The organism is Williamsia sp. 1135 (assembly GCF_002095395.1).
Classification (GTDB): domain Bacteria; phylum Actinomycetota; class Actinomycetes; order Mycobacteriales; family Mycobacteriaceae; genus Williamsia.
The window spans coordinates 53,172-73,019 of sequence record NZ_MJEI01000106.1 but is presented as its reverse complement, the minus strand read 5'-3'; the positions used below and the strand labels follow the sequence as shown (position 1 = coordinate 73,019).

At 64.5% G+C, this 19,848-nt stretch carries 1 protein-coding gene (cut by a window edge); it reads right to left on the bottom strand.

What is annotated here, in order from left to right:
- A protein-coding gene (locus BFL43_RS24930) for a non-ribosomal peptide synthetase (protein WP_084896164.1) crosses the window boundary here: on the bottom strand, positions 1-19,848 show its 5' portion. Its footprint begins 13,986 nt before the window's first position; only the first 19,848 of its 33,834 coding nucleotides appear in the window; its start codon is at positions 19,846-19,848; its stop codon lies beyond the left edge, outside the window.

Sequence of the window (19,848 nt, the reverse complement as noted above, 5' to 3'; positions counted from 1 at the left end):
TTCCGCGCTGTCTGCCGACACCGTCACACCGAAGATCGAACTGGAGTCCTCGAGCATCTCCACGATGCGTTCACGGGGGTAGTCCACATTGATCGGCAGGTAGGCGGCGCCGGTCTTCGCGATCGCCCAGGTTCCGATGATCGACGCCTTCGAACGACGGATACCCAGAGCGACAACCGTTTCCGGTCCGGCGCCGAGGGCGATCAGTCGACGAGCCATCCGGTTGGTCAGCCGGTCGAGCGCCGCGTATGTCAGGGTCTCGCCGCGGAACGAGACCGCGATCCCGTCGGGGTTGGCGACCACACCACGGGTCAGTAGTGCCGGCAGGCTCTCCGGGTCGAGCCCGGGCGCGCCGCTGACCTCGGTGAGCTGCACGAACTCGCCGGCCGACAGCATGTCGATGTCGCTCAGCAGGACTGCTGGGTCGTCGGCGACGGCCTCGAGAATTCGCACGAATCGATCGGCGAACTCACTGACGGACGACTCGTCGAACAGGTCGGTCGCGTAGGTGAGTAGTGCACTCAACGGAGCGCCCGGCGCATCGTTGTCGCCGATCGAGAGTTGCAGATCGAACTTGGCGACCTCGAAGTCTGCGACTACCGGCGACACCCGCAAACCCGGCAAGGACAATTCGGGCATCTCGTTGTTATCGAATGACAGCGCCACCTGGAACAACGGATGATGAGCCGTCGACCGAGGCACATCGAGTACCTCGACGAGTCGCTCGAACGGGATGTCCGCATGTGCCATCGCATCGATATCGGTTTCGCGAATCTGCGCGAGCAAGTCGACGAACCGGACTCCCGGGTCGACCTCGGCCCGTAGGACAACCGTGTTCACGAACATGCCGACCAGCGGATCGAGCGCCTGCTCGCCACGCCCCGCCACCGGGGTGCCGATCGCGATATCGGTTGCTCCGCTCAGCCTTTCGAGCAGGACGGCCAGACCCGCGTGCACCAACATGAACATGCTGACATCATGCGAACGCGCAACCTCCTGGAGCGATTCGCGGATCGCAGCGCTCACGGTGAAGCCGAAGCCCTCTCCTCGAAGCGACTGCGTTCCGGGACGCTGCCGGTCCGAGGGTAGCTCGACAGATTCCGGAAGACCGTCGAGACGTGACCGCCAGAACGCCACCTCGGATGCTGCCACCGACTCCGGATCACCCTCGTCGCCGAGCAATTCACGCTGCCACATCGAGTAATCGGCGTACTGGACGACCAGGGGTTGGTACTGGGGGGCGATGCCTGTCCGCCGCGCTTCGTAGGCCGTGACCAGGTCACCGAACAGCGGAGCCATCGAGGCACCGTCCGCAGAGATGTGGTGGGCAACGAGCATCAGGATGTGTTCGCTGTCGCTGATGCGTACCAGCACGATGCGCAGCGGGAACCCGGTCGTGACGTCGAATCCCGCCAGCGCGTGCTTCCGTAGTTCATCTGCGACTGCCTCCGGCTCGCGGCGTACCGTCACCTCTCGGTAGACGGCAGCCACGACATCGGCGACCGGGTGGATCAACTGATAAGGCCCGTCAGCGGTGTCCGGGAACGTCGTCCGAAGCGACTCATGACGTTCCGCGACATCGGCGATCGCCTGCCGCAGCGCCGTCGTGTCGAGTTCACCTGACAGCCGAAGTGGCAGCGGCAGGTTGTACGCCGGCGATGCGGTGTCGAACTGGTTGATGAACCACATGCGGGTCTGTGCGAGCGACAACGGGATTCGTTCCGGGCGTATTCGCGGTGTGAGCGCGGGCCGCGACAGCCCGGAGCCACCGGTTCGCGACGACGCGAGCTCGGCCAGTTCGGCGACACTCGGGTGATCGAACACATCGCGCACGCTGATGTCGATCCCGAGTGCTGCGGACACCCGGGCAGCCACCCTGGTCGCACCGAGTGATGTACCGCCGATGTCGAAGAAGGAATCGGTGGCGCCCACCCGCGTCGCCGCGGCGATGTCACCGAACACCTCGGCGACGGCCTGCTCTGCGGCGGTCCTGGGCTCGATGTGCTCGGCCCCTCCCCCAAACGATTCCGGGAGTGGTAGCGCGGTCCGGTCGAGCTTTCCGTTGACGGTCAGCGGAAGGGCCTCCAACAGGACCACCACGTCGGGAACCATATAGCTGGTCAGGAATCCGGCTGCCGCGGAGCGGATGTCTCCGACTTCGAGGTGGGCACCGATCTCCGGCACCACGTACGCGATCAGTCGATCGCCCGTGGCCAGGTCACGCTCGCCCGGCTTGTCCACCAGCGCCACCGCGGAGGCGACGCCGTCTATACGTAGGAGCGCGGCCTCGACTTCTCCCAGTTCCACGCGGAAGCCGCGCAACTGCACCTGGGAGTCACTGCGACCCAGGTATTCGAGTTCGCCACGCGAGTTCCATCGTGCAATGTCGCCGGACCGGTAGAGGCGCTCACCCGGCAGACCGAACGGGTCTGCGACGAACCGCGCGGCGGTCAGATCGGGGCGGGCGAGATAGCCGCGTCCCAGTTGTGCGCCCGACACGTAGAGGTCACCGGCCACTCCACTGGAGACAGGATGCAGACGGCTGTCGAGTACGTGCACGCGCAGACCCGGAATCGCGTCACCCACCACCGACGACGTTGCGCGGGCAGCGAACTCACGGTCGAGTCGGATCTTCGTCACGTGCACGGTCGTCTCGGTGATGCCGTACATGTTCACCAGTACCGGAGCGGTGTCGGGGTGTCGGGCGAACCACCGGTCGAGCTGTCCGAGGTCGAGCGCCTCGCCACCGAAGATCACATAACGCAGCGACAGTTCACCAGCGGACGGATCCGCGATCCGGTCGATCTCGGCGAACTGGTAGAAAGCCGAAGGGGTCTGGTTGAGAACCGTCACACGTTCGCGCACGAGCAGTTCCCGGAACTCTTGCGGCGAACGGGACATCACGTAGTCGACCATGACCAGCGCGCCACCGTAGAGCAGCGGGCCCCACAGCTCCCACACAGAGAAATCGAAGGCGTACGAATGAAACATCGTCCACACGTCGTTCTCGTCGAAACCGAACTCCGCCTGAGTGTTCCGGAACAAGGCGACGACCGTCTCATGAGCGATCACCACACCCTTGGGCCGCCCCGTGGAGCCGGAGGTGTAGATGACGTAGGCAACATTGGACGCGAGGACCCCGGGGCGCTCCGCCTCCGAGAACGGGGTGCCGTCAAGGGCCCGGAGCGAGTCCTTCGTCACTGCATCGTCGAGCACGACGCTGTCTGGTAGTTGAGCGGGCAGTGTGCCGCGGAGACCCTCCGACACGATCAACGCGACCGGTGCGGCATCGTCGAAGATGAACTGCAGCCGGTCGACCGGGTGGCTGGTGTCGATCGGCAGGTACCCGGCACCGGTCTTGAGGACTGCGATCAGTGCGACGACCAGATCTGCGGTCCGGTCGAGAGCGACCGCAACCAGCTGCTCTGGGCCGACACCGCGGGAGATCAGTAGCCGGGCAAGCCGGTTGGCACGCTCGTCGAGCTCGGAGTAGGTCAAGACGAGGTCACCGTCGATGAGCGCCCGGTTACCCGGAGTGCGGCCCACCTGTTCGTCGAACAAGCCCATCAGGGTCGCATCACGGGCCGAACCCTCGCCCGATTCGGCAATCACCGATGCGAGCATGCCGGCGAACTGTTCGGCGAACCCCTCGGCCGACTCCCCTTCGAGCAGGCCCGGCAGCAGCGTCGACAGCGCGACGGTCACGGCTGCCTCCGGCCCGACGCCGACCGCGGCGAGTGTCACGACCAATTCTTTGGACTTCGCGTGCAGCGCACCGTAGGACACATCGGTCCCGTTGTGCGACAGTGCAATGCCGGCCGGGCTTATCCTTGCCGCCGTCTCCAGTAGTTCGGAGAGCGACTTGCCTTTCAGCTCCTGAAGTACCGAGCCGAAACCTTCCACTTCCGGTGAAGAGATCGCGCGACCCCGTGATGCCCGTTCGGCATCGCTGAGGATGTCGATGTCACCGACGGTGACGTTCGGGTCTTGCGTGATCGCATCCAGGATCGCGAGGTACCGCTGCGACATGGAGACGACTGTCTCCTCATCGAAGATGTCTACCGCGTAGTCGAGGATGGCGTCGACGCCGCGCCCACGACCGTCCGCCCCGAACGACTCCGAGACGGTCAGCCCTAGATCCGACTTCACGTATCGCAGCGGCGAATCGAGTCCGCTGACCTCGAGGCCCGGGAGCCTGACGGTCGGGATGTCGATGTTCTGCATCGTCAGAATCGCCTGCACCAGCGGGGCGTACTTGCGGGAGCGTCCCGGCGCGAGCGCTTCGACCACCTGCTCGAACGGCAGGTCGGCGTTGTTGAACGCTGCCAGGTCCGAAGCCTTGGTCTCCGACAGAGTCCTCAGGAACGTATCCGACAGGTCGACGCGAGTACGGAGCACCAGGGTGTTGACAAACATCCCGACCAGCCCCTCGACAGCGGAGGCGTTGCGGCCGGCCGTGGGGGCGCCGACGGCGACGTCGGACGATCCGCTCAACCGCGACAACAGGACCGAGTAGGCCGCGTGGACGACCATGAACATCGTCGTGTCGTTGTCCCTGGCGAGTGCGTGCAGCTTCTCCTGCAGTTCCGCCGGGATCGTGAACGTCACCTCACCACCGGAGACCGAACGCTTGTCTGTGCGAGGTCGGTCCGTGGGGATGTCCAACAGCTCCGGCAGTCCGGCAAGATGCTCACGCCAGAAAGCGATCTGGCGAGACACGAGCGACTCCGGGTCGTCCTCGGAACCCATCACGCCGCGCTGCCAGATGGCGTAATCCGCGTACTGCACGCTCAACGGCCGGAAGACGGGTGAGCCGCCGGCGATGCGCGCCGAGTACGACGTCATCAGATCGGTCGCGAGCGGAACCAGCGAAGATCCGTCTGCGGCGATGTGGTGGATCACGAGCAAGACGACATGGTCATCTGGTGCCAGCTCGATCAGGAGTGCCCGCAGCGGCGGCGCCGTAGTGACGTCGAAGCCCTCGGTGGCCACCTCGACACATGCAGCGATCAGTTCGTCTTCACTGTCGACGACTCTGCCGATCAGCTGCGGGGTGACCTCACCCGCCGGCAGGATCCGCTGGTACGGCCCCTGCACGGAATCGGGATAGACCGTTCGCAGGATCTCCTGACGCGCGATGACATCCATCAGAGCCGTGCGAAGGGCGGCTTCGTCGAGCGTTCCTCGCAGTCGTAGACCGAGCGGGATGTTGTAGTCCGCCGCATCGGGGTTGAGGCGGTTGACGAACCACATGCGTTGCTGCGCCAACGACAGTGGGATCCGCTCCGGACGGACTTGGGGGGTCAGCGGTCGGATAGGCATGCCATCTAGGTCCGGTGACGCGCCGATGGCTTCGGCGAGGGCGGCGACGACAGGGGCCTCGAACAGAATCCGTACGCCGAGCCGCACACCCAGGATCTCGTTGATCCGGGCGATCGCACGTGTTGCCGCAAGCGAATTGCCACCGAGGTCGAAGAAGGAGTCGTCCGCGCCCACCGCGTCCACGCCGAGCACCTCTGCGAAGGCTGAAGCGATCGCGTGCTCCATCGGTGTCGACGGCTCACGATGTTCGGTTCCGTTTCCCCGGAAGTCCGGTTCGGGCAGTGCGCGTTTGTCGAGCTTGCCAACCGGTGTCAGCGGCACCTCGGACAACAGCACGATCGACGTGGGCACCATGAACTTGGGCAGGAAACCGTTGGCGTAGTCGGTGAGATCCCGGGCGTCGACCGTGCTGCCGGGTGTCGGCTTCACATAGGCGGCCAGCGCCGTGTCGCCGGTTGGCCCGTCCACACCGATGGTGACGGCGAAATCGACCGCGGGATGACCGGCCAGGACGGCGTCGATCTCGCCGAGCTCGATTCGGAATCCGCGCACCTTGACCTGTTGATCCGAGCGTCCCATGTAGGAGATCTCGAAGGCGGTCGACCCGCCGTCCTTCGGGACAGCGACCCACCGCACCACGTCACCGGTGCGGTACATACGGGCACCGGCATGTGTATACGGGTTGGCGACGAAGCGATTCGACGTGAGGTCGGCGCGACCGCGATACGCCCGAGAGACCCCGGGTCCGCTGATGTACAGCTCTCCGGGAACACCTACCGGGACCGGACGCAGGGCGACGTCGAGCACGAGCGCACTCACGCCGGCAATCGGACCGCCGATGGTGACCGGTGTGCCCGGCGACATCGGGTCGCTGATGTTGGTCATGATCGTGGTCTCGGTGGGTCCGTACCCGTTATATAGGCGCCGCCCCGGTGCCCACCGCTCGACGAGATCACCCGGAACGGCCTCGCCGCCGGCGATCACATCGGCGAAGTGCGGCAGACCGCGCGGATCGATCGACGCCAATGCCGACGGCGTGATGAACGCATGGGAGACCTCGTGTTGGGCAAGCAGGTCGTACAGCTCGTCGCCGCCGTAGATCCCGGACGGCACAATGATCATCGTGGCACCGGCACCGACCGCCAGCAGCAGCTCGAGCACCGACGCATCAAAGCTGGGAGAAGCGAAATGCAGTGTCCGCGAGTCTCTGTCGGTTCTGTAGCGAGACACCTGCTCAGCGTTGAACGCGGCAAGGCCCCCGTGACTGACCTCTACGCCCTTGGGCTTCCCGGTCGTGCCGGAGGTGTAGATGATGTACGCGCAGTTCGACACCCGGACCGGCGCGCGGCGCTCGTCGGCGGAGATCGATGTCCCGGAGTGCCGGTGAAGAACCGGATCGTCGATGTCCAGCCATTCCACTGTTCTCGGCAGCCGTAGGGCATCGACGCGTCTGGTCAGACCGATTGCGGCGCCGGAATCGGTGAGCATGTGCTCCACGCGATCGGCCGGATAGTTGGGATCCACCGGTACGAACGCCGCCCCGGACCTGGCCACAGCCCAGACCGCCAAGACCGACTCGATACTGCGTGTGATGCCCAGCGCAACGACGTCCTCTGGCCCCAACCCCCTCGCGATGAGCTCGCGCGCAAGCTGATTCGAGCGTTCATCCAGTTCCCGATAGGTCATGCTCTGGGCGCCGCAGATCATTGCCACACCGTCACCGCCGGCCACGACCGCGGAGTCGAGGAGTTCGATGAGAGTCGACGGCTCGACCGGCTCTGTGCCTGTGACCGGGACGAGGGCGGCCTTCGACGCGTCGTCGAGCAGTGAGATCTCGTCAAGAAGAGTGTTCCCACCGGTCACAACACCCGCGAGCACCATGTTCAGACGATCTGCCAACGCGGTGGCGGTCGACGGGTCGAAGATGTCGGTCGCGTATCCGAGGAACCCGGCCAGACCTGCCGGCCGTCCCTCTGCGTCCCATTGCTCAGTGAACTCGAAGGCGAGGTCGAATTTGCTGAACTCGGTGTCTACCGCGCCCGGGGTGACGATCAGGTCGTCGAGATCGAGCGTGGGGCGGGATCCGTTGTTCAGGCCGAAAACGACCTGGATGAGCGGCGTGTGCGCCATGGACCGCTGCGGCGTCAGGGCATCCACGATCTGCTCGAATGGCACGTCGCTGTTGGTGAATGCATCGAGATCGGCCGCCCTCACGGCGGCAAGGAACTCGGCGACGGTGCCCTGTGAAGGGACCTCCGTGCGCAACACGAGGGTGTTGACGAACATACCGACCAGCGCGTCGAGTTCGGGCGCGCCGCGTCCTCCGATCGGTGTTCCCAATGCAACGTCACGTTCAGCGCCCGACCGCGCGAAAAGTAAGGCGAGGGCAGCGTGGACGACCATGAAGCTGGACACTCCGCTGGCGCCGGCGAGCGCAACCAGGTCTCGGTGCACTTCGGCGGGCACCGAGAAGTAGTGGCTGGCACCTTGACCGGTGCGCACATTCGAGCGCGGGCGGTCGGTCGGCAGCGCGATGACCTCTGGGAGTCCCGCAAGTGTTGTGCGCCAGAAATCGAGTTGTGTGGCAGCGAGGCCACTCGCGGCCTCCAGTCCGAAGTTCTGCTGCTGCCAGAGCGCGAAGTCTGCGTACTGGACCTCCAGTGACGCCCAGTCCGGCGCTTGCCCCCCACGGCGGGCGCGGTAGGCGGTGAGCAGGTCCGCCGCCAAGGGCTGCATCGAGAGACCATCCGAGGCGATGTGGTGTATGACGATGACCAGCAGGTGTTCGTCGGGGACACCTGCGACAGGGTCGGCGGGCTCGAGGTGCCAGAGTGCTGACCGAAATGGCACCGTGGTGGTGACGTCGAAGCCAGGCTTTGCAAAGGCCCGCAACCGATTCCACACCTGTTCCTGCGGAATGGAGTCGAGCCGGAACGGGGGAAGCGCCTCCATGATCGGGACGACAACCTGGTGGGGTCCGTCCGGACCCTGCGGGTAGATGGTCCTGATTGCCTGCTGTCTTTCGACCAGGTCGACCAGCGCAGCGCCGAGAGCCTCGACATCTAGATCACCCGTGAACAGCAGCGTCATCGGGATGTTGTACGCACCGGTCTCCGGATCGTACCTGTTGATGAACCACAGACGTTGTTGGGCGAGCGACAGCGGAACATGTTGCGGACGTGGCACATCAGGCTTGACGAAGCGCGCCGCAACCACCGCTCCGCCGGTGTCACCTGCGGACCTGCGGTCATCTATCAGGTGCGCGAGTGCCCGTGCCGATTGCTTCTCGAACAGGTCGCGGATCCCGATCGTGGTTCCCAGCGTCTCCGAGACCCTGGTCGCAAGACGGGCAGCACCGAGAGAGTTGCCTCCCTGCTCGAAGAACGAGGCGGTGACACTGACACGGGCGACACCGAGGGTGTCGGCGAAGAGATTCGCGACGACCTCCTCGAGCGGATTCGTGGGCGGAACGAACTCGTCGGTCCTCGTCACCACCTCGATGACGGGAAGCGCACCCCTGTCGAGCTTTCCGTTGGCGTTGGTCGGAAACTCGGAAAGCTGGAGTAGCGCTGTCGGAACCATGTACTCCGGTAACCGCGTCCGGCACTGATCCAGGAGCAGGTCGACGTCGACGTCGCCTTGCCCGGTCACATACCCCACCAACCGCTGGCCGATGTTGTCGTCCACGACCAGGACCACCGCGCCGGTCACGCCGTCGGCGCCGAGCAACACCGACTCGATCTCACCCAGTTCGATGCGGAGTCCGTGGAGCTTGACCTGAAAGTCTGTGCGCCCCAGATATTCGAGCTCTCCGCTCGCCCTGCGACGGACGAGATCGCCCGTGCGGTACATCCGGGTGCCGGCGCCCGAAGTGGTCGACAGTCCGTTCGGAAGCGCGACGAACCGGTCGCTGCTCAGATCGGGGCGGTTGACATACCCGCGCGCCAACTGGACGCCGGAGAGATACAACTCCCCGGCCACTCCGGCGGGCACCGGGCGCAAGCGATCGTCGAGCACGATCAACTCGGTGTTGCTGACCGCTACCCCCAGCGGGACCGACGCGCCGTCCGCTTCGGTCCACTCGTGGTAGGAGACGTCGACGGCTGCTTCGGTGGGGCCGTACAGATTGTGCAGTGGCGCAGCCGATATCCGGCGGAAGGCCGCAGCCGTAGCACCCGGAAGAGCTTCACCACTGGCGAAGACCAGGCGCAGTGACATCAGCGCCGAAGGGTCTGCTGCCGCAACGAAGATCAGTAGCATCGACGGGACGAAGTGCAATGTGGTCACCCCGTGCCGCTCGATCAGCGACTGCAGGTAGCCAGGATCCCGGTGACCACCTGGCGCCGCGATGGTGAGTTGCGCGCCCACCTGCAGCGGCCAGTAGAACTCCCAGACAGATACGTCGAATGTCGCCGGCGTCTTCTGCAACACGACATCGTCCGCGGTCAGGCCGTACTCCCCCTGCATCCACAGCAAACGGTTCACGATCGAACCATGGCTGATGGCAACGCCTTTCGGCTTGCCGGTGGAGCCCGAGGTGAAAATCACGTACGCGGTGTTGTGCGGACGAAGCGGTGCCGAGCGCTCGGTGTCGGAGACCGCGCCGCCCGGGTACCGAGATAGGTCTACCCTGTCGAGTTCGATGGTCGCACCTGAGAAGCCTGGCAGCGGCTCCGCATCGGCCAGTACGAGAACACACACCGGATCGGCGGTGCGCAGCGTGTGGGCGATCCGTTCGGCCGGGTGTTCGAGATCGATGGGAACGTACGCGCCGCCTGCGAGGGTGATCGCGTACATACCGATCAACAATTCGAGCGATCGCGGCACCGCAAGTCCGACAAGCGATTCGGGTCCGACACCCTCCTCGATCAGATGCCGCGCGAGGCGTCCGGCCCGCTGAGCGAACTCGTCATAGTCGAGGTTCTCGTCGCCGAACCGAATTGCGACTGCGTCCGGAGTTCTCGCTGCCTGTTCTGTGAAGAGCGAGGCCAGCGTGTCCGCGCCAGAACGTGACACGGCCGCGCGCAGCGACTGTTCGATACCGCCGCCATTGGCGACGATCCCCGTCGTCGTCGCCACCAATTCATCGATGACCGAGCCGATTCCTCCCGGCCCGTTCGGCGGCAGCGTGGCCGTCGCCGGGATGAGCCCCGCCAGCGAGACCGACAGCACCGCATCATCACTGAGCCCACGCGCGGCAAGAGGTGCTCCGACCAACGTCAGGTGCCCGTGCAGGTCACGGTAGGAAACCGAGACATCGCCATGGCGCACGGCGATGGCATCCGGATCGACGGACGCTGCCGCGGAGATCAACTCGAGGATGTTGTCGGTGGCCAGCAGCTCGACGACCGACGGAACTCCGAGCCCTTTCTCGGAAGCGGTCCGGATATCGATGTCACCGACGACTCCGGCGGCCGCGGAGACCAAGGAACGGACCGTTGCCACAAATCTGTCAGCAAGCTCGGTCATGGAATGCTCATCGAAAAGATCTGTTGCATAACTCAATTCACCGCCCAAGCGCTCCGGGGCGAACGTGGTCGGGTTGTACAACTCGAACAGGTTGAACGAGAGATCGAACTGCGCTGCCCGCGTAGAGCTCAGGTTGTTGATCTGCGCCCGCACTCCGGCTACGTCGATATCGACACGCTCGTTGTTCTGCATCGAGAGCAACACCTGGAAAATCGGTGAATACGCGTTGGACCGTCGACGACCCAGGGCGCGCACGAGCTGCTCGAACGGCACGTCCGCGTTGTCGAACGCGGACGAGTCAACCCTGCGTATGACGCCGAGGAGTTCCGCGACCGCGGATGCCGGATCGATCTCGGTTCGCAGCACCACCGTGTTGACAAAGACCCCGACGAGATCGGCGAGCTTTTCGTCCCGCCTGCCGACAACCGGTGTGCCGACGGCGATATCGGAATTTCCGCTGACGCGTGACAGCAGGACCGCCAACGCCGCATGGAGCAGCATGAAGACGGTTACGCCGTGCTCGCGGGCGAGAACGACCAAATCGCCATAGAGCTCTTCGTCGATCTCGAGCGGCACTGTCGCACCCTGGGTGGATCGCTGCGGTGGACGTGGTCGATCCGACGGGAGTTCCAGCAGTTCAGGTGCGCCGCCGAGCTCGTTCCTCCAGTACCCGATTTGCCGTCCGGCTTCCGAATCCGCGTCGTCGGCGTCGCCGAGATACCGGCGCTGCCAAACTGCGAAGTCCGGATAACTCACAGCCAGGGGCGCGAACTCAGGAGGCCGGCCGGCTGCCCGAGATGAGTACGCGAACACGAAGTCCCGCGCCAACGGGCTCAATGATGCGCCGTCTGCACTGATGTGGTGGACAACCACCACGACTACGTGGTCATCGTCGGCGATCTCGAAGATGTTCGCGCGCAACGGGAGATCCGAGCGCAGATCGAATCCACGTCGTGCAACACCGGAGATTCTCGAGTCGAGATCGGTCTCGGTCGCCGACTCGATCGACGGTTCGAGGACGACCTCCGACATGGGCAGTACATGCTGCACGGGGTCACCCCCGGTGTCGGGGAAGATCGTACGGAGCGGTTCATGCCGCTCGACCACGTCGAGCAACGCCGCGCGAAGTGCCGTCCTATCGATCTGCCCCCGGAGTCGCACCACCAGTGGAATGTTGTACGCGGCGGAGTCCGGGTCGAGTCGGTTGAGCAACCACATGGTCTGCTGGGCCAGGGACAGCGGAGGCCGATCCCCCGCAAGACCTGCAACTAGGTCAGGCACAGACTCAGATGCGACTGCTGAATCAACTGCAGCAGACAGGGTTTCGACGGTTGGATTGTCGAAGATCTCGCGGACCGCCACGCGGCGGCCTATTCGCGCGCTGATCCGGGCTGCCGCTTTCGTCGCGAGGAGGGAGTTACCGCCCACGTCGAAGAACGAGACGTCCGCGCCAACCGCAGGTAGCCCGAGAATCTCCGCCAAAACCTCGGCGACGGCCACTTCGGTCGCCGTGGATGGCTCCGCACCACCAACAGGCAACGCGGTGAGGTCCGGCGCCGGCAGAGCCGCCCGATCCAGCTTGCCCGAACGGGTCAGGGGTATCTCATCGAGAAAGACGACCGCGCTGGGCACCATGTGCGTAGGCAGTCGACTGCCGACGAAGTCCCGAACCGTCCTGGCGTCCAGTGGAGCTGTCGCCAGGACGTGGGACACCAGCGCCGTCACACCGGAAGGCAGCGTCATGCCCGCCGTCGAAGCGAAGTCGATGTCGGGGTGCGCGGCCAGCGTCGCGTCGATCTCCCCCAGCTCGATACGGAAGCCACGGACCTTTACCTGGAAGTCACTGCGGCCCAGGTACTTGACTTCAAGCCCGTGGGCCCCGCGGACCCACCGCGCGACGTCACCCGTTCGATACATGCGCTCACCGGAGGCTCCGTGCGGGTTCGAGACGAACCGATCTGCAGTCAGCGACGCCCGCTCGTGGTACCCCCTAGCCATCGCGGGGCCGCTCAGGTACAGCTCACCGTCCACACCGACCGGTACCGGCTGGAGGCGTCCGTCCAGGATCAGCGACGTCAGGCCACGAACCGGCGAGCCGATCGTGATGTCTGCACCGACGGACATCGGTCCAGCGATGTCAGCGAAACAAGTTGTCTCCGTCGGCCCATAACCGTTGAACATCCGACGACCCGGAGCCCAGCGCTCGACGAGTTCCGGCGGGCACGCCTCCCCGCCGACCACGACGGTTTCGAAGTCGTCCAGATTCGCCGGATCCACAGAGGCCAGTGCCGCAGGCGTGATGAATCCATGAGTGACCGCGTACTCGGCGAGGAAATCGTGGAGTTCCTCACCGCCGTACAGTTCCGTCGGTGCGATGACCATCGTCGACCCATGCGCGAGCGCCAGCAACACTTCCAACACAGAGGCGTCGAAGCTCGGAGAGGCGAAGTGCAGCGTCCTCGACCGTGACGTCAGGACGAAACGGTCGGACTGGTCGTGCATGAGGTTCGACAGGCCGCCATGCGTCACCGCGACACCCTTCGGCACACCCGTCGTGCCGGAGGTGTAGATCATGTAGGCGGTGTTGGCGAGCCGAATCGGCGAACGACGTTCGCTTTCGGCGACGCTCGCAGTGGAGTATCCGGCCAAGATGTCGGCCGTGTCGGCGACGTCGAGTTCAAGCCACTCGATGCTTCCTGGACGTGCCTCACGCCACGACGAAGTCGACAGGCCGTACACCGCCGCCGAATCGACGAGCATGTGCTCGATACGTTCGGGCGGGTAGCGCATGTCCACGGGAAGGTAACCGGCACCGGTCTTCGCAACCGCCCATAGGCCGACCATGAAATCAATGGACCGCCCCATCCCGAGGGCGACAACCTTCTCAGTACCAATACCTCTCGAGATGAGCAGCCGGGCAAGGGCGTTCGATCGCGCGTCGAGCTCCTGGTAGGTGATCGATCCTGACGGCGACTCGACTGCGTTGCGCCCGGCGCCCATCGCCGCCGCATCTGCGAGCAGCTCTGGCAGTGTGGTCGGCGATGTGGCAACGGCCCCACTCTGTCCGAGCAGTTCGAGTCGCTCGTCGTCGGTGAGGATCTCTATGTCACCGACGCGGACCAACGGGCCTGCCGCGAGCTGCCGCAGTACCCGCACCATCATGTTCAAGATCGACTCGGCCTGCTCGCGGTCAACGGCGCCCGCCAAATACTTCGCCGACAGCCGCAGGTGCGGATCGGTCATGGCGATGAGTGTCAGCGGGTAGTGGGTGGCGTCCAAGACATCGGCACCGTCGACCCGCATCCCATCGATGTCCGCAGCAGCGCTGAGCGCGTCCCGGTCCAGAGGGTAGGACTCGTAGACCATCATGGTGTCGAAGAGTGATTCGACGTCCGCCGCGGCAAAGATCTCGGCCAGCCCGACAGCGTGATGATCGAGCAACTCGGCCTGTTCTTGCGCAAGCCGTTTCATCAAACCGGCGACATCGCCGCTGCGGTCGATCCGGACACGAACCGGAAGTGTGTTGATGAACAGCCCCAGCATCGACTCGATCCCGGCGACCTGCGGCGGTCGACCGGACACCGCGGTTCCGAACACAACATCGTCGCGACCTGTCAGGCGCGAGAGCACGATTCCCCAGGCGGACTGTAGAACGGTGTTGAGGGTGATCCCGGTTTCGCGGACGTACCGGGTCAGCCGTTCGAAGACATCATCGTCGACCGCAACCGAAACCTCTTGTGGCACTTCGCCCGTGAGTTTCGTCCCGGTGACGGGGAAGAGCACAGTGGGTTCGGTGAAACCTTCGAGGGCCTTCGACCACAGTTCGAGCGAGCGCCCGCCGGGCTGCGATTGCAACCAGGACAGGTAATTGCGATAGGACCTGGGAGCAGAGAGCACCTCCCCACCGCCACCTGATCGATAGATCGCGAGCAGATCGCCGACAAAGATCGGCATCGACCAGCCGTCGAGGAGGATGTGGTGATTGGTGACCACGAAGCGGTACGCACCGGGACCACGTTTGATCATCGTGAAACGCAGCAACGGCGGGCGATCCATGGCGAACGGTGTGATCCGCTCGCCATGGGTTAGCTCGTCGATCCGCAGTCCTTGCGCGTGCTGATCGAGATCGGATACGTCGTGGGCGATCCAGGGCGCCGAGGCGCGGCCATCGATGACTGCCAACGCGGTGCCATCCGAATTGACGACGAAGGCGCTGCGAAGGTTTGGGTGCCGACGGACGAGTTCATCTGCACTGCGGCGCATCCGGTCAGGATCAACACCCTGCAGATCGAGAATCATCTGAGCGGCATACACATCGAGGCCGCCGGCGGCGAGCTCGGCATGAAAGAGCAGACCGTTCTGTAGCGGTGTCAGAGGCCAGACGTCGACGACCTCGCCGAAACGGTCCTCCAACTCGCCTATCTGTTCTTGCGACAGATCGACGAGATCGAGGTCGCTGGGCGACAGACCGCCGGCGTCAGGCGATGCCGAATGCAGCGCAATCGATTCCAGTGCGCGCTGCCACAGTTCGACCAGCGCGTCAACCGATTCGTCGTCGATCAGTGCAGCCGGGTAATCGATCGTGGTCGACAGTTGCGGCCCGGTCGCCGATTCGGTGACCATCGCATTGATGTCGAGCGCTGTCCGTACCGGGACCGACCGGCCTCGAGAACCGCGGAGCGCACCCTCTCCGTCTGGAATCCAGGGGCCGGACAAATCTGTGGCCGACAAACGCCCCAGATAGTTGAATGTGATCGCGGGTGCAGGCCGACCTGAGAGGTCCTCGGCTCCGTCACCGAGATACCGCAACAACCCGTAGCCGACCCCACGACGAGGAATCGCAGCGAGTTGTTCCTTGACCGCTTTGACCAGGTCGCCGGCCGCTCGACCGCCTGCGAGCGCCTCGTCGACGTCGATCCCGGCGGTATTGAGTGCGACCGGATAGAGCGCGGTGAACCAGCCGACCGTGCGGGAGAGATCTGCGCCCGGAAGTAGTTCCTCTTCGCGGCCATGGCCTTCCAGCGCCACCACCACGGACTCCGCGGCCTCGCCGCGGCCTCGCAGCCAATGCGTGGTCGCGAGGGCCAGCGCCGCCATCAAACCGTCGTTGACACCACCGTGGAACGCTTCTGGCACCCGCGTCAGAAGGGTCTCGGTGAGCTTGGAAGACAAGGTCACCTCGCGATGCCGGAGTGACTCGACCCGGTCGCGCTCGGGGTCGACCCGCAGCGTCGGGTTGTCGACGAGATCCGCCACCGATCGCCAGTGGTCCAGTTCCCCGGCCAGCGCAGGGTCCTTTGCCAATTCGGTCAGTCCGTGCGCCCATCGCCGCATCGAGGTGCCGACCGGCGCCAGCTCAACTGCCTCACCCGCAGCAACCTGCCCCCAGGCGATCGCCAGATCCGGCAACAGAATTCGCCACGAAACACCGTCGACGACCAGATGATGGAGGACGATCAGCAAACGACGGCCGAACTCGTCCTGCCACGGACCACCGACAATCGCCACCGCCAGGATCCGACCGGTCGCCGGGTCGAGGGATTCCGTGATCCGCTGCGCCTCGACCGACATGGCGTCGTCGAAAGCACTGGAACCAGGCTCGACCGATACCGACAGCTCCTCGATCGCGATCGCCACGTGCTCGTCGACCGGATCCACCACATGGCGCACGGCGCCATCGGCGCCGGAGATGAGACGGGATCTCAGGATGTCGTGGTGCCGCACCACCGCGTCGAAGGTCCGCTCCAAAACCCCGGCATCGAATGGTTCCGGTGCCGGGACGACCACCGACTGCGAGAACGCCGACACGGCCTCCCGGTGTTCGCTCAGCCATCGGACGATGGGGGTGAGCGCGACCTCGCCCACACCGCCCCCCGGAAGCTCGGAGACCACGGCCGATTCTTCTTCGCGGGCAGCGTCAGCGAGCTCGCCGATCGTCCTGTGCTCGAACACCTCTCGCGACGTGAAGTGGAGACCCAGTGCGCGCGCACGGGACACGAGCTGGATCGACATGATGCTGTCCCCGCCGAGCCCGAAGAACGAATTGTCCATGCCGACCTCGGGTACACCCAACAATTCCGAGACCAAGGTCGCGAGCGCGCGCTCCTTGCCACTGATGGGCGCACGGAACGCCACCCGCTGCGCGGAGAAGTCAGGTTCGGGAAGAGCTCCGCGATCGACTTTGCCGTTCGGTCCCAGCGGCATGTGCGCGAGCGGCACGATTGCATCCGGGATCATGTACTCGGGGACCCGTTCCCTCACGGTATCCATCAGTTTCGCGGTGTCGAAATGTGTGTCTTCGCCGGTGTCGGCGGCGACCACGTATCCCACCAGTCGCTGGCCATGGATGCCGTCGTGAACGACGACGACGGCCTGACGAACGCAGTCATCGGCGAGAATGGCTGCTTCGATGTCCCCGAGTTCGATTCTCAGACCACGGATCTTGACCTGAAAGTCCGCGCGTCCAACATATTCCAGGCGTCCGGTCGCATTCCACCGCACCAGATCCCCGGTGCGGTACATTCGGTCACCCTCGCCACCGAACGGACACGCCACGTAGCGTGAGGCGGTGAGTTCCGCGGCTCGCGCATATCCTTGCGCAAGTTGGCTACCCGACAGATACAGCTCGCCTGTCGCACCTACGACCGCGGGCCGCAATTGCCTGTCGAGGACCCATGCGCGCGTGTTCCACACCGGCTGCCCGATGGGCACCAATTCCGCGACCTGATCGCGACCCCTCTCTACCACGTGAGACGTCGCATTGATCGTTGCTTCGGTGGGCCCGTACAGGTTTACGACGTCGGCCTCAGAAATCATCCGGAATTGCTGAACCAGCGCACCGGACAGCGCCTCTCCACCGACAAACACTGTCCGCAGCGTCTTCATCGCGTCTCGGGAGGCCACCTCGGTGACCAGACTCAGCACCGACGGCACGAACTGGGCAATGGTCACGGAGTGGCGATCGATGAGTTGGGCCAACAGCTCAGGGTCCCTGTGCGCGTCCGGACCAGAAACAACGAGGCGCGCACCCGCCGCGCCGGGTGCAAACAGTTCCCAGACCGAGGCATCGAATGTGACAGGAGTCTTCAGGAGAACCGAATCGGTTGTCGTCAAACCGAACTCGGAGATCAGCCAAGAGATCTGGTTCACCAGGGACCGATGACTGATCGCCACACCCTTCGGAGTCCCCGTCGACCCCGAGGTGAACAAAACATACGCGAGAGAGCTCGCACGAATCGTCACATTCGCCGGCTTGGAAGATCCGGGGCCACTGGTCAGGTCTGCGGTCTCGGGATCGATGTATCGGACGTCGTTGTGGCCCTCGCCGAGCCTTTCCCAGTCCCGCAGTGGTGCGATGACGGTCGAGGCCGCCGCGGTCTCGAGGACATCGATGACCCGCGAAGTAGGATGCTCGGGGTCGAGGGGCACGTACGCACTGCCGCACTTGAGGATCCCGAAGATCCACGTGCACATGTCCAGCGACCTCGACATCGCCACGGCGACCCGGTCGCCGGGGAGTACACCATTTGCCTGAAGGAGTCCAGCGCACCGATCCGTGAGGTCATCGAACTCCGCGAACGTCAAGGTCGTCTGTCCGTCGACGAAAGCGACCGCCTGGGGGGTTTCTCGAACCCGCGCCGACCACATGTCGAGGACGGACTCGTCGTTCACCAGGCTGTCGGTGGCATTCCAGTGGACCATGGTCGCGCCGATCTCGGCCGGGGTACCGAGACTGAGGGCACCCACGCGGGTCCCCGGTTCTGCACGCAATATCTGGCCCAGGTAATCGGTGAACCGGTTGTGATGACTCAGGAGTTCGTCATCGGTGTACGTGCTCGGGTTGGCCTCGAAGTCGATTCTCAGGTTGGAACCGCGCACACCAGGATAAAGATTGATCGAGAGGTCCTCGACCGGCCCGGTCGTGAGAACGTGCAGATGGCCGACGACGTCGCCGAGGTCCACAAGCGGTTGAAACATCATGAGGTTCACAGAGGGCCCGAACAAACCCCTCTGCGCGGTCCCTTGACCGACGTCGCGCCGCATGTCCTCGTGCCGGTACAGCTGCCTGCGTAGCGCGCCGGTCAGCTCGGTCTGAACATCCCGCACCAGGTCCTCGACGGTCGTCTCAGACGACACCGTCAAACGCAAGGGCACGACGTTGGACACCATGCCACCCGCTCGCCGCAATTTGGACGTGTTGCGAGCGGAGACCGGGAGGCTCAGCACCACTTCTTCGACATCGCTGATTCGCGCCAGGTACGCCGCGAATGCGGCTATCACTGCCGGCGCGGAGCTACCGGAAGCGGCTTTCGAAGCTTCGTCGAGAAGCGCGGCCGTCTCGTCGGCCAGCGTGGCCGAGGCGACCCTCGAAAACTCACCGGGCGCCGCTCGATGATGAGCGAGGGACAGCGGCGCCGGCAGATCCGCCGTGCGCTCGGCCCAGTACTCGCGGTCCTTTCCGAACCGGTCCGACGAACGATACTTTCGCTCCTCTGAGACCACTTCGGGCAACAAGGCGCCTCGAGCAGGCGGGATCGACTCCCCGGCGATCATGGCCGAGTAGACTTCCGCGATCCTCGTGACCAGCGCCATCGCTCCGAAGCCATCGAAAGCTATGTGGTGGGTCCGCAGATACCAGAAATAATGGTCTTCACCGATCCGGAGCAAGGCGCTCACGGACAACCGATCGTTCAAGAGATCAACAGGCCTGCGGTATTCCTCACGCATCCAGGCATTTGCCGCGGCAACTGGATCGGTCTCGCCCGACACGTCCAGCAGTTCGATTGTGTCGTCGATCCCGGGGTCTACGTACTGAAACGGAAGGGCGTCCGTCTCGACGAGACGCAAATATCCGGAGCCGAGTTCCTGACCTGCCAACCGCGATGCCTCGGTCAGCGTCTCCAGATCGATCTGACCGTTGAGTTCTACGTACTGAGCGATGTTGATGGCCACTTGGCCCAAGCTTTGCTGCGCGAACCATATGCCGCGTTGCGCTGCCGACAACTCGAACGCATCGTCGGTTACACCTGCTGGTACGTCTGAACGGCCAGCACTCAA